Annotated in this window: 11 protein-coding genes and 2 pseudogenes; 7 read left to right on the forward strand and 6 right to left on the reverse strand. The window is 68.9% G+C overall.

The genetic code is table 11. The features are described from left to right. The first annotated feature begins 323 nt into the window (after positions 1–323). From ACWDZ7_RS23875 to ACWDZ7_RS23895, 5 genes are all read left to right on the forward strand, one after another. On the forward strand, positions 324–1,403 hold the full coding sequence (locus ACWDZ7_RS23875) for a tyrosine-type recombinase/integrase (RefSeq protein WP_451799595.1): 1,080 nt from the start codon (positions 324–326) through the stop codon (positions 1,401–1,403). Continuing rightward, the gene (locus ACWDZ7_RS23880; protein WP_451799596.1) at positions 1,400–1,729 is read left to right on the forward strand and encodes a helix-turn-helix domain-containing protein; all 330 of its coding nucleotides are present in this window, start codon (positions 1,400–1,402) and stop codon (positions 1,727–1,729) included. The genes ACWDZ7_RS23875 and ACWDZ7_RS23880 overlap by 4 nt, the downstream gene beginning before the upstream one ends. Further along, complete coding sequence (locus tag ACWDZ7_RS23885) at positions 1,726–3,318, forward strand: hypothetical protein (protein ID WP_451799598.1); 1,593 nt, start codon at positions 1,726–1,728, stop codon at positions 3,316–3,318. Before ACWDZ7_RS23880 ends, ACWDZ7_RS23885 begins: the two co-directional genes overlap by 4 nt. Before the next feature lie 100 nt (positions 3,319–3,418). Then, positions 3,419–3,871 (forward strand): hypothetical protein, encoded by a 453-nt coding sequence (locus tag ACWDZ7_RS23890; protein WP_451799599.1) that lies wholly within the window; start codon positions 3,419–3,421, stop codon positions 3,869–3,871. Positions 3,872–4,364: 493 nt separating this feature from the next. Then, on the forward strand, positions 4,365–4,889 hold the full coding sequence (locus ACWDZ7_RS23895) for a PLAT/LH2 domain-containing protein (protein ID WP_451799601.1): 525 nt from the start codon (positions 4,365–4,367) through the stop codon (positions 4,887–4,889). A gap of 215 nt (positions 4,890–5,104) precedes the next feature. Here the strand turns inward: ACWDZ7_RS23895 and ACWDZ7_RS23900 are convergent. The 4 genes and pseudogenes from ACWDZ7_RS23900 to ACWDZ7_RS23915 all read right to left on the reverse strand — a co-directional run. Next, positions 5,105–5,854 (reverse strand): annotated as a pseudogene (locus ACWDZ7_RS23900) (serine/threonine-protein kinase); the annotation flags it as partial. Positions 5,855–7,176: 1,322 nt separating this feature from the next. After that, positions 7,177–7,839 (reverse strand): recombinase family protein, encoded by a 663-nt coding sequence (locus ACWDZ7_RS23905; protein WP_451799602.1) that lies wholly within the window; start codon positions 7,837–7,839, stop codon positions 7,177–7,179. A 148-nt stretch (positions 7,840–7,987) separates the two neighbouring features. Further along, positions 7,988–9,115 (reverse strand): caspase family protein, encoded by a 1,128-nt coding sequence (locus ACWDZ7_RS23910; protein ID WP_451799604.1) that lies wholly within the window; start codon positions 9,113–9,115, stop codon positions 7,988–7,990. 336 nt (positions 9,116–9,451) lie between these two features. Beyond that, a pseudogene (locus ACWDZ7_RS23915) lies at positions 9,452–9,785 on the reverse strand (DUF4158 domain-containing protein); the annotation flags it as partial. A 238-nt stretch (positions 9,786–10,023) separates the two neighbouring features. Between ACWDZ7_RS23915 and ACWDZ7_RS23920 the strand changes: the two are divergent. Then, positions 10,024–10,368 carry an esterase/lipase family protein gene (locus ACWDZ7_RS23920; RefSeq protein ID WP_451799711.1) on the forward strand — a complete coding sequence of 115 codons (345 nt, stop codon included), beginning with the start codon at positions 10,024–10,026 and terminating at the stop codon, positions 10,366–10,368. Continuing rightward, positions 10,293–10,667 (forward strand): esterase/lipase family protein, encoded by a 375-nt coding sequence (locus ACWDZ7_RS23925; protein ID WP_451799704.1) that lies wholly within the window; start codon positions 10,293–10,295, stop codon positions 10,665–10,667. Before ACWDZ7_RS23920 ends, ACWDZ7_RS23925 begins: the two co-directional genes overlap by 76 nt. Here ACWDZ7_RS23925 and ACWDZ7_RS23930 read toward each other — a convergent pair. Then, the gene (locus tag ACWDZ7_RS23930; protein WP_451799605.1) at positions 10,635–11,903 is read right to left on the reverse strand and encodes a PucR family transcriptional regulator; all 1,269 of its coding nucleotides are present in this window, start codon (positions 11,901–11,903) and stop codon (positions 10,635–10,637) included. The two genes, ACWDZ7_RS23925 and ACWDZ7_RS23930, sit on opposite strands and share 33 nt — an antisense overlap. Next, entirely contained in the window at positions 11,896–13,143 is a 1,248-nt protein-coding gene (locus ACWDZ7_RS23935; RefSeq protein ID WP_451799606.1) for an acyltransferase family protein, read from the reverse strand. The genes ACWDZ7_RS23930 and ACWDZ7_RS23935 overlap by 8 nt, the downstream gene beginning before the upstream one ends. Between the last annotated feature and the right edge of the window lie 3 nt (positions 13,144–13,146).

A 13,146-nucleotide genomic window follows, 5' to 3' on the forward strand; every position in this document is an offset into this window, starting at 1 on the left:
GCGACCCGGAAGCGCGAGCATGCGATCCGGAAGCGCGGGCATGCGATCCGGCGCACGGAACGCCAGGCGGTCCGGCGACACAGCGAGGCGTTCCGTGCGCCGCACGGCGGCCCTCTTCGTCTCGGCGACCGCCCTGGTCGGAGCGGCCTTGTGTGCGACAGTCCGTGAGTTCCCCTGAGTCCCGCTGAGTCCCTGCCCCCGCGGCCAGGGGGTTGTTCCTCCTTCGTGTGCTCTGTGGTCTCGTGACGTAACTTCGGGATTTTTGAAGCGTTCTCATCCTGTCCGACCGATCCGCAGTCGGGCCGAAGGTGAGGGGGCCCGGGTTGGCGGCGCTGGCGGTCGTACGGGATTTGCGTGAGCACTGGGCGCCCGCGTCGGCGGAGGAGCTGGAGCGGTTCGAGACCGACGTGCTGTCCGGGTTCGTTCTCGCGCGGGCCTCGGCAGGGCTGGCGGACGGCACGATCCGCGGGGACGTCGGTCACCTGGATCAGATCAGGTCCTGGTTCGGCCGGCCGCTGTGGGACATGGAGCCCGCCGACGCGGACATGTACTTCGGGAAGGTGCTGCGGCACTCGCCCAGCGGCACTCGGCTGGGCCGGTCACAGGCGCTGAGCACGTACTTCATGTTCCTGGAGTTGCGGCACAAGGTCGAGCTGCACCGGATGACCGGCCGGGTGGTCGAGTGCCCGATCGACGAGATGAACCGGCCGCGCGGGGCCAAGGACGCTCAGCTGCGGATCCCGCCGAGTGAGCCGGAGATCGGGACGCTGTTCACGGGTTGGGGCGGCGGGCTGGCGACCTGCCGGAAGTTCGCCCCGACGGCCCGCAACTACACCGCCTCGAAGCTGATGTCCCAGGTCGGCCTGCGGGTGAGCGAGGCATGCGGGCTCGACCTGGACGACATCAAGTGGGACCTGGGCCGTTTCGGCAAGCTCCACGTCCGCCATGGCAAGGGGGCCCGCGGCTCGGGGCCGCGCGAGCGGATGGTGCCGCTGATCAACGGTGCCGACCGGACGCTGCGGTGGTTCATCGAGGACGTGTGGGGCCAGTTCGACGACGACCACACCCGGCCCGGCGCCCCGCTGTTCCCGAGCGAGCGGAAGAACACCGACGGTTCCGCCCGCCGGGTCGGTGACGACGCCCTGCGCAACGGTCTCGACAACGCGGTCGAGGCTCATCTGCCGGGCTGGACGGACAAGTTGACACCGCACGTCCTGCGACACTTCTGCGCGTCCCAACTCTATGGGAATGGGCTGGACTTGCTTGCAATCCAGGAGGTTTTGGGACATTCCTGGATCGCCACCACGATGCGGTATATCCACGTGCAGCAGACCCGGGTCGAGGACGCCTGGGTCGCCGGGATGGAACGGGCCGCGAAGCGGCTGGAAGGACTGGCCCGATGAGGTGGAACCTGCGGCTGACCGCCGCGAACAAGGGTATCTGGAAGGCGTCCGAGCTCCAGCGGAGCCTGGCCGAGCACGGCCTGGTTATCTCGGCCGGGAAGATGTCCGGGCTGTGGTCCGGCCAGCCGGTCTCCCTCAAGCTGGAGGACCTGGACGTCATCTGCGTCGCGCTCGGCTGCGAGATCGGCGACCTGCTGATCCCGGAACCGCAGAAGGTCACCCGCCCCGGCGAGGAGAGCGTCACCCAAACCGCTGTCGGCGCCGCCGGACCGGTTCCGGCGGTGGTGCCCAAGCGCCGCGACGGCCGGTCACTGCCGCCTACATGAGCCGATATCCGAAGGGCTACCGCAAGCCCACCGACTCCTGCGACAGCTGCCTGGCCTGGGGCGACTTCAGCGGACGGCTCTGCCCTGCCTGCTACATGTTCGGCCGCAGCCACGCGACGGCCGTCTGCGTCGGCTGCCGCCGCACCCAGCCACTGAAGTGGGATTACTGCCGTCTGTGCTGGTGCCAGGCCCGGCTTCACGCCAAGGCCATGGTCGGTCGGCCGCCGGCCGAAGCCGAGGTGACAGCCCGACTCAACGCCGTCCGGCACCACCAACTGTTCTTCATGGGCTTGCACTACCGCAGAGGATCTGCGGCTGTCGTCGCGCGACGCGGAGGAGGGCGGGGAGCCGTCCGGAAGCCGCCACCCGCGCCAGCCTGGCGGCCGATTGCCGACTGGAGACAGCTACCGCTGTTCGGACAGGTCCCGCGTGACTACGGCCGTCTCGACCCGACCGACTTCGACCTGGCCAGTCCCTGGCTGGCCTGGGCGAAGTACCTCGCCTACCAACTCGCCGAGGCCCGTGGCTGGGGACGCGGCATCCGCTTCGCCGTCAACCGCGGCCTCGCCCTTGTCCTCACTGGCTACGTCGAGGGCGACGTCATCCGGCACACGGAGACCTTCGCCCCGCTGCGGGCCCTGGACCTGCGGTTCGGCCACGTGGTCACGGTCCTGGAGGAGATGGGCATCTTCGAGGACGACAGCGAACCCTCCTTCGAGGGCTGGCTCACCGAGAGGCTGGAGGGACTCGCACCCGGCATCCGTTCGGGAGCCGAGCGCTGGACCCGCGTCCTGCACGACGGCGGCCCCCGCAGCCTCCCGCGACGGGAAGGCACGGTCTGGCTCTCCCTCAACCGAGTCCGTCCGGCCCTGCTGGAGTGGTCGAACCGCTACGACCACCTGCGGGAAGTGACCCGCGACGACGTCCTCACCTACGTCAAGACACTGCACGGCCGCCAGCGGCATAACGAACTCGTGGCCCTGCGTTCGCTGTTCACCTGGGCCAAACGGAACGGGCTGATCTTCCGCAACCCGACCAGCCGGATCAAGGTCGGCCAGTACGAGTACGCCGTGCTGCAACCGCTCGTCCCCGCCCAGGTCGACCGCTCCGTCGCGGTGGCCACCACCCCGGCGACGCGGCTCATCCTCGCCCTCGCCGCGGTCCACGCCGCCCGGGTCGCCCAGATCGCCACCCTCATGCTCGACGACGTCGACCTCGGCAACCGCCGACTGACCATCGCCGGACGCGTCCGCCCGCTCGATGACCTCACCCTGAAACTGCTGCTGGACTGGCTGGAGCACCGGCGAAGCCGGTGGCCGAACACCGCGAACCTCCACCTGCTGATCAACAACCAGACCGCCACCAAGACCAGCCGCGCCAGCAACCACTGGATCAGTGCCCCTCTGCGGGGACAGGACGCGACACTGGAGCGGCTCCGCGTCGACCGGCAACTCGAAGAGGCCCTGACCCACGGGCCCGACGCGCTCCATCTCGCCGAGGTCTTCGGACTCGACGAAAAGACCGCGATGCGCTACGCGGACTCTGCACGAGCCCTGCTGGAACAGGCCGCTGAACAGTACCTTCGATGAAATCTGCTCGACCCGGACGCACCGTGAAGGGAATCATGGACGAGTGACGTCGACCGAAGCAGCAGTAATCGCTCTACAGGACCATGCCGCCCTCTGGAGCATGGGGGAAATCCGCGCGAGCGATGTCGTCAATGCCGCCTGTGGTGCGCTCGTCGCCGGACTCGACACCCCCGGTCTTCGAATCCTCGCCGCCTGCACTCGCGGCGAGGCGGACTACGACGTCCACGACCTGCTTCCCGCGGCACTCGACGAACTCGGCCTCGCCTTCTATCCGGTCGGCAGCGAGGCCGGCCAGGAAGCCGCCGCCCGAGCCCTCGCAGGCCGCATGCTCGCCGGAGAGCTCACGCCTCGGGAGTTCACCTTCCGGATTCATCAGCGCTACGGACATGAGCTGCCCCTGACCGAGCGCCTTGCCGAACTCGACGACGAGTACGACATCCTCGAATACGGCGACAGAACCGTGGACCAGGTCGATGCCGAGGTCACGGCCGAAGCCCGCCGCCTCACAGCCCACCCCGCGGTTCCCGCCGAACCCACGGATTCGCCCAGCTGATGCACACGGACCGCCCCGCGAGTTCCCGCTGAACAGACTTCGGTTTCCCTGAACCCACGGGCCTCACCGGCCTCGGGGAACATCGGTACAGCCGTTGACGCTGAGAATGATCATGGGGTGTGAGTGCCTCTTGGACGGCGTGTCAGGACATTCGAGTCGGTCCTGCTCGGCACCGTGTCGAGCATGGACACCCCCTCGCTCCCTGACGGACCTGTCCTCGCCTACCTCCGCGCGGTGGTGACCGCGCTCGGCCCTCATGCCGGATCCAACCTGTGGGTTCAACTGGCCGGAGCGGTACCTGACGGCGGCTCGTTCCGACTTGGCCTCCGGCGTCAGGGCCCGAGGGCCTCGCGGGGCTGCGTACGGAGCCTCTTCGCCGAGCGGGCTGGGGGCACGGATCCGGCCGTGGCGGAACTGGTGCCCTTGCCAGGCGTCGCCGCCGAGTCGGACAGTGATCGGGATTCGGTCTGCTGATCTTCCCCAAGGAGGCGTCATGGCTTACGACCCGGGCCTGCGCAATGGCCGCTACTACGTCAGGATCCACACGGCGGACGTCGCCGACGCGGGCACCGACGCCGCGGTGTACGCCACGATCATCGGAGAGGAGGGCCAGACTCCCGAGACTGAACTCGATAACATCGGCAACGACTTCGAGCGGGGATCCACCAGTGGCTACAGCATCCCCAGCCCGCACATCGGACGCCCCCTCAAAATCCGCCTGCGCCACAACAATGGCGGCTTACGCCCCGGCTGGCGGGTCGGCAGCATCAGTGTCAGCCGCACTGTGTACGCCGCTGACGACGAGGCGTCCCTCGCCATTGAGCGCGACGAGTCCTCAGACAAGGACAAGCCGGCCTTCTCCTCGCTCTACGTGGGCTATCAGTCAGGCACCGTCGACACCTGGCTCGCCACCGACTCCGGCGGCATCGACAAGACCTTCGACCTGACACGCGTCGTCACTGAACCCAGCCCCGACGACTTCGCTATCCCCATCGGCAATCCCGCACGGAAGCACTGACCTCGGCCGCACCAGGGGGCAGGGGTAGGACACCGGGGCCGACCCCGACGGCTACGCATGGCGTCGCCTGCACAACCGATGGCACACCGTCCTGGACAGCGGACTGCAGCCCGAGTCCATCGGCGACATCGTCACCCGCGCCGGCGAACGCGCCGGGATCGAGATCCGCTTCACCGGCCACAGCCCCCGCCGCGGCCTCGCCACGTCCTCCCGCCTCAAGGGCCACGACCAGATCGTCGTTGCCAAGCAGGGCGGCTGGGCGCCGCACTCCAAAGTCCTCGCCGATCGCTCGGCATCTTGGCAAGGAGTTCGGCCAGCAACGCGTCGAGATCGGGCGGCAGGCCAGGACGATGGCTGGAGGGCGGTGCGGGCGGGGTGTTTACATGGGCGTACATCAGAGCTAGGGACTCGAGGCCGCCGAACGGGGTGCGGCCGGTCAGCAGCTCGTACAGCACGCAGCCCAGCGAGTACAGGTCCCCGCGGGCGTCGCCGACCTCGCCCCGGAGCCGCTCGGGCGGCATGTAGGCGACCGTGCCGACGACGCGGCTGGCAACGGTCAGGGTGGAGATGTAGCGGGCGATTCCGAAGTCGAGGATCTTCACGCTGCCCGCCGGGGTGAGCATCAGGTTCGCCGGTTTCAGGTCACGGTGCAGGATCCGGACGCTGTGCGCGGCGTGCAGCGCGGCGGCGGTCTGCGCGGTCCACGCCAGGACGTTCGCGACGGCGGCAGGCCGTCTTGCAGCACGATGCCCAGGTTCCGCCCGGGAACGTTCTCCATCACCAGGTAGAGAGTGCCGTCGCCGTCCCGTCCGAGATCGTGGACGGTGACGATGCCCGGATGACTCAGCGCCCCTGCCGTGCGGGCCTCCCGGAAGAACAGCTCCTCGCCCTCGGCCGTCCCGAGATGCGGCTGGAGCAACTTGACCGCCACGGAACGCTGCATCACGCCGTCGTGGGCCGCCCACCCCTCCCCCATCCCGCCCCGGCCCAGCAACTGCTGCAGCTCATACCTGCCCGCGATCACCCCCTGTGCCACGGCTCCCCCACTTCCTGCACGGTGCTCACCGTCGTCACTCGCACCGCCCTGAACCTCGCACGCGTCCGGGAGCAGACGTCGTATTGATCCAAGCGACGCCGCCCGGCAACTGGTCAGTTCCAAGACGCCTTGCGGCCACCGCTCACATGTCCGGAGTCCATGCACCCGAAGTCGGAGCGGTCACCACACGTCGTGCATGGTCGCTTCCCCCGGGGGCGCCGTGACGCGTGTCTCGAAGTCCATTTCTGTGCCGCAGTCCGAACATCTACGGACATCGGTCTCTCCGTCGTCCTCGAAGCGGACATGGATCATCTCCGTGGATGTGCGGCAGTCATCGCAGTGCTCTTTCCGTACACCACGCAACGGCTTTCCGTATTCAGTCGCCATACGAAACAGGGTCTCAGCCCTGCGTCTACAGACGGGCCAGAACGTCCGAGCCGAGGGTGGATGCGGCCCAGAGCGGCTAGTTGCTCACAGTTATGCCGGCTTTTGTGACGCGCACGGCTAGGTCAGGGCCGCCATCGCGGCTTCGGTGCGCTCGCTTCCCTGACATCTTCAGGGAGTGGGGCTTGTCGTACTTGGAGTGGACCCAGTGACGGGCGATGAGGTGGACATCGGCGGAGGAGCCGGACTTTCCTGGGCTGTTTGCCCGATGTGCCAGGAGCGACACCGAAAAGGAAGGCCAGCGCCACGAGCGTCACTGAGCCAGCAGTGAAGGCGAGACCCAGGTCTCCGGTCGGAGGCGTGGTGGCGCTGACCCTGAGCGTGTGCCGGTACACGGCGTAGCCAACGGCGCCGGATACAAGGAAGATCAGCCCTGCGGCTGCGTCGATCGGTATGGTCATTCCTGGCCTTTGTGCCTCGCGGGCCTGCCCGCCGCGACTCGACATCCCGCGGCAGGCCCTCATCCAAGGCCCGCCGCGGATGCGAGGGCCCTTCCCTCCTTCTCCGGAGAACAGGGCCTCTCGACAGCACAAAGGCCCAACTCGCCTTAAGGAGTTGGGCCAGGACTTGCAGAGCAAGCTGAAAAACGTTCCACCCCCACTGAATAGCTTGTCAAGCTGTGCAGGTCAGAGCGGTATATGCAGGTCAGAGCGCCACCATCCAGGTGCATCCAGGTGGAATTTCGCCGCTACTGCCTCTACTGCCCCACCAGGTCGCCCAAATCACCAACTGGATCATGACCGAGGGCCCGGCAAGGTGGTGTACCGCCTCGGGGAACATCGGTACAGCGATTGGCGCTGAGAACGGTCATGGTCGGGGCGTGAGTGTGCTGACCCGGTTCTCGTACTCTCGGCGGGCCTTGCGCTGGGCCGGGGCGACGGCGGTACGGATCGCACCGCGGCTGACGCCGTGGTCACGGGCGAGAGCGGCGATGGACCGGCCTTCCAGGTACGCGGTGCGTACGTCGGCGGTCTTCGCGGCTGTCACTGCGGGGCGGCGCCCGCCTTTGCTGCCCTTGGCCTCGGCGGCGCGCAGTCCGTCGTAGGTCAGTTCGCGCTGGAGGTCGCGCTGGAGTTCGCCGGCGGCGGCGAGGGCCTGCACCATGAACTTCACGGTGGACAGCAGCTCGCCGGTGCGCGGGTGGCGGGCGGTGAGGTCCATGGCGGAGAACGCGCCATCGTGGATGCGCAGGGCGACCTGGTCACGGTGGAGGACATCGAGCACGTCGAGGATGTGGCCGGTGCCGCGCACGAGGCGGAACATCTCAGAGATGTGCACCGTGTCGCCCGGCCGCGCGTAGTTCAGCAGCTCGCGGAACTTCGGCCGCTGGAGCGGGTGGAGGCGGCTGGAGGTGCCCGGGTTCTCCTCGAAGACGACTGGGTCCTCGATCCCGGCCTCCTCCAGGACGAGGTTCTGCCGGGCGGTGGACTGCTGGTCGGTCGAGACACGCTTATACACCAGGTTCGCCACTGAAGGCCCCTTCCGTATGGAGGAATGGACCTTGCCTGTCGTCAAACCCTGTCAGCAATCACCATCGGATCTGATTGGATTCGTGCTGCCTCGAATCCCCGGCGCCATTCCATCTGGTGTGCTTCTGAGCTTCCTGACTCACAGCAGCTCATGCCGCGCGATTGAAGGCGAGCGCGAGCGTCTCCATGCTCTGGGTGCTGCCCCAAGTCACGTGCTGAGGGCCGCCGATGCCGTAGCCGTTGCCGCCGAGGTGAAGGGGGAGGCGGGCGCGGTAGCTACTGCGCTCCAATACCACTTTCCGCACTTCTCTGGCCAGGTCTGTCACTGTGAGCATAGGGAAGGGGCAGGCTGCTACCCCTTCGCTGAGAGTCCGGGAAAGCACGCCAGTGAACGATCCTTCTCCATCCACTGCCTGGCCGTGGGCCCCTGTCGCAGCCACGACACACCAGTGCTCCAGTTCCGGCGGAGCGTTCGGGATAACGGCGCCGGCGTAAGAGGTGTCGACGATGAGGACCACCGCGCGTTCCCGCGACTGCTGACTTGCTTGAGCAAGCAGGCCCTCAAGGTCGAGAGACGTTTGCAGCAGGTTGTCTTCCTGGGAGTCACTCAGCGGCAGAGATAGGCGCGCCGACTCGTTCAAGAAGCCATGCCCAACCACATGTAGTACCACCAGTTCTGACGGCGCCATGAAGGTGCGGCGAACCGCTTGGTGAGCTTGTTGATTCGTGGGATTGAACAATGTCGTCAAGGACATCCATGGAGCGGCGCTCTGCAACGCCTCTGTCATGCGCTGACAATCCCGTGGTACGCCAGCCAGGGGAGGGAGGCCAGCGACATCACTACACCCGATCAGCAGGTAGGAACATCGCTGCCGTTCAGGAATCCAGAAGTTCTTACCGTGGCCGGGTTGGAGCCGCTGCTGGTTGGTTAGGGGCGGCCCGGTGACGTCGCCTGCTCCAACCGGTGCTGTGACCTCAAGTGTCAGCGATGCTGTCTTGTGGGCTTCCTGCCAGGAGTACATCTCTCTGGCCCTGGCGGGAACGGGGATCTTGCATTCCTCCGCATAGTGTCGGCAGGCTAGGACGAACGCGATCACCGCTGGCAACTTTGGAAGCCGTCGACCGCGCACGACATCCGATGCAGTCGAAGCTGGCAGGTGGCTCCCGGCCTTCCGCGCGTGGACCTCCAGGGATCGGAAGGATGGCTGGCCCACGTCCTGGCGCAACTGGCGGAGGTCGGCCACGAAGGCTTCGACCAGATCATCGCTCTCCCCCACAGAACTGCTCCTCTCCCCTCGTCTTCCGAGGCGCTGACCGTCCGAGAGTGGCCGAGCCCAGCCGACAGCAGCCGCACGCAGCCGGGTCTGTCCGAGGCTACAGACATGCTGACCTGGGTCGTTGTCGAATCCGAGTATCGGAATCGACAACGAGGGGAGAAGCCCAATGCGGCGGGAAAAGGGCAAGAGGGGTAAGGCCGGCACCGCTCGGAGGCTGGCCCGCGCGGCGATGTTCAGCGCAGTACGAGGGCTCGCATCGGCGGGGGGAGCCGCGCTTTTGGCATGGATCACCTGGTGGCTCCAGAACCGCTGAATGGGGTGGCCCGGGCTAGATCATTCGCGCCCGGGCCACCCGTAGCACGCCGTCTTCGGCCGCTCGGTGTACCGCTTCACCACCGACGAGTCCTCGATGCCAAGCTGCGCGGCCAGGTGCTCGACCACCGGCCACGGCGCGTCGAGCGGGTCGTCCGGGAGGAACCGGCCGATGTAGCGCACGGTGCACATCTATAGCGCGAAGCCGAGGCTGGTGGTGCGTGGAGCGGCGCCGCGCGATCAGATCGCCGTCGACGTCGTCCAGGAAGAAGAACCGCTCCGGCTCGGGGCGGGTCGGCTCCTCGGCGAACTTTCCGTACGCCTCAGCCTGCTCATCAGTCAGACACTCCACCGGCACAAGGCGGACCGTAGCCAGCCCCGGCCCCCACCCGGCGATCTTTCCGCGAACCCCAGCAGACGCCCCAACCGGTGTGCTAGCCGACCATGATCAAGCTCAGTGCCAACCGCTGTACCGATGTTCCCCGAGGCCGTTGACCGGCGCCCCGTCGGCCACAGCCACAGCCCCACCCGCCACCTCACCCGCACCCGCCGACAGGGACAACAAGCTCCCCGTCGTCTACCACTCCGTCCCAGGAGTGGCCGCCTCGCTTGCACGGCCGGGCGTCGCCCCGCCCGGTGCCGACGACTGGTCCTGTCGCGGCGCGAAGCACCCGCGCCCCGTGGTCCTGCTGCACGGCACCCACGTCAACATGGCCATCAACTGGAACGCCCTGTCCCCGCTGCTCAAGAACGACGGCTACTGCGTCTTCGCGCTCAACTACGGAGGCCTGAAGCTCGGGCAGTCGGCGGCACCGGCGACATTCCCGCCTCCGCCGGTGAACTGGCCGGTTTCGTCGACCGCGTCCTGCGCGAGACCGGCGCCGCCGAGGTCGATCTGGTCGGCCACTCGCAGGGCGGCACCCTCGCCCAGTACTACGTGAAGTTCCTCGGCGGTGCCCCGAAGGTGCACGACCTCGTCGGGCTCGCGCCGACCAGCCACGGTTCGACCGCGCTCGGCCGCGACAAGGGCATCAGGGCGCTGTTCAGGGTCTTCCCCGGCCGGACACGGTCCCCGGGGCGCGCTACACCACCCTCGCGACCAAGTACGACCCGGTGGTCGCCCCGCACAGGTCGCAATTCCTCGACGGGCCCGCTGCGCGAGGTGCTCAACGCGCTCGATCCGGGCACCGCGCGCGGGCCGGACTGCTCAACCCCCGTCCTGCCGGTCCTCGGCGGCTGAGCCGCGCCGGGCGGAGCGGGCCGCGAGCGCCGCGTGGAGCAGGGGGACGTCGGGGGTGCGCGCCGGGTCGATGCCGGTGAGTTCGGCGATCTTGCGGAGGCGGTAGTCCACCGTGTTCGGGTGGACGTGGAGCTGGGCGGCCGCGGGCCGTCGGCTCCCGCACCGCAGATAGGCCTCCAGCGTCCGCAGCAAATCCTCGTCCGCCTCGACGGGGTGGAGCAGGGCCGCGAGACGGTCCAGGGCCTCGCCGGGGCGGGAGAGCTGGTATTCGAGCAGGACGTCGCCCAGGCGGTACAGGCCGTGGGGGCGCCCGAACCGCACGGCGACGTCGAGGATCTCGCGGGCGGTGGCGGCGGCCCGTACCACCGCGGAGGGTTCCGCCACGGTGGCGCCCGCCGTGACGTCCGCTCCGGCGGCCCGGCCGACGTCGGCGACGATCCGGGTCAGGCGGGCCCAGTCGCCCGCCGTCAGCTCGGCGGCCGCCACCTCGCTCGGCAGCAGCGCGATGCCGCCCTGCGAGGTGAGGGAGGACAGGACGGGACCACGGATCTGACGCTCCAACTCCGCGCGCAGTCGGCGCAGTTTGCGGCGTCCGGCGACCGCTGGATCGACGCCCGCCGCCGTCTCGTCGGCGTGCGGCCCCACCGCGAGCGCGAGAACCAGATAGCCGGGCGGCAGCCGCAGCCCCGCCCGGGACGCCGCGGCCTCGGCCGGGGTGCCTTCGAGGAGCGCGGAGAGCAGCGTGTACCGCGCGGAGCGCTCGTCGTCGAACAGCGTCTGGCGCTCGTCGAGATAGCCCGCCCCCACGGCGGGCGCGACCAGCTCCAGATAGCGCAGGACCAGGGTGTTCGCCGCCATCACGTCGACGACCTCGGACGGCCGGACCTCGGGCGTCAGGGACTCCCACATCACCTGCGTCCCCACGTGGTACGCCGTGAGCACCACGTCGATCGGAATGCCCTCCTCGGCGCGGCGCGCGGCGGACTCGCGCAGGAAGTCCAGCTCCTCCCGCGCGGGCAGTTCCTTCGTACGCAGTACGTCGATGAAGGACCGCAGGGTCTGTTCGATCACGCGTCTGATGTCGCCGCCCAGTTCCTCGGCCGGCAGCAGGCCGTACGCGGGGATGCGGGCGGTGACCTCGGCGAGGACGAGGTCGGCGTAGGCGGGCAGGCCGGCGGCCAGGCGCTCGTGCAGCGCCCGGCCGCCCACCACGAAGACTCCGTTGCTGTCAGCCACCGTCGGAGGTTAGCCGAGTGACGTCGACCGAGTCCGCCCCCGTTCTCGGCTCGGGGACGGCCGCCCAGAGGGCCACGAGCGCGAGGACCGTGGCGAGGACGGCGGCGGCTCCGGTGCGGCCGCGCGCCCAGCGGGCCCGGAACCGTACCGGATCCTCCACCAGGACCTTGGAGAGCCCGGCCGCCGCCACGGAGACGGCGATGACGACGGCCGTGCGGGGCCACCCCGACAGGCCGAGCCGCTCCTCGTCGAGGAGGACGAAGACGGGCCAGTGCCAGAGATAGAGGCTGTACGAGAGCAGCCCCGCCCAGCGCAGGGGAGCGCCGGCGAGAACTCGGCCGGCCGGGCTGCCGGGTGCCCGCGCCAGGCAGGCGATGAGCAGGGCGGCGGCCAGCGCGTGGAGGAACAGGCCGCCCTGGAAGAGGGACGGGGAGTTCTGCCCGTCCGACACGATCCAGTAGGCCCCGAGCGCGCAGAGCAGGAACAGGCAGACCCGGCCCGTCGTCCGCTCGCCCACGCGGGCCAGGAGACGGGAGGCCGGCGCCGTGGCCATGAGCGCGCCGAGCAGCAGCGAGAAGGCGCGGGTGTCGGTGCCTTCGTACACGCGTGTGGTGTCGGGGGAGACCGCGGCCGGAGCGGAGAGCACGAGCATGAGTGCGAGTGAGACGGCCGCGCCGACCGCCGCGACGACCGCGACGCGCGCCTCGGCCCGCCGGCCGCGCGCCGCCACACACAGGACGAGCGGCCAGACCAGATAGAACTGCTCCTCGACCGCGATGCTCCACAGATGGCTGAGGACCCGGGTGTCGGCGGCGTTCCAGTAGCCGGCCCGGTCGGCGATGAAGTGCCAGTTGGCGAGGTTGGCCAGCACCCACGGGGTGTCGTCGAGCGCGAGGCGCAGCAGCTGCGGCGGACCGAACGCCCATACGAGGAGCAGCGTTCCGGTGACCATGACGGCCAGGGCGGGCAGCAGGCGGCGGGCCCGCCGGCCCCAGAAGGCGACGAGGTCGACGCGGCCGTTCCCCGATGCGGCCTCCTTGAGGAGCAGGCCGGTGATCAGGAAGCCGGACAGCACGAAGAACAGGTCGACGCCGAGGAAGCCGCCGCCGAAGTGGCCCGCGTGGAAGAGGAGTACGCCGAGGACGGCGACGCCGCGCAGGCCGTCCAGTGGAGCAAGGTGCTTGCGGCGGGCGGGCGGCGTGGGGGTCGCCGGTGCCGGCACGGCACGCATGACAGTCATCGG

The sequence above is a fragment of the Streptomyces sp. NPDC003032 genome (assembly GCF_053591415.1).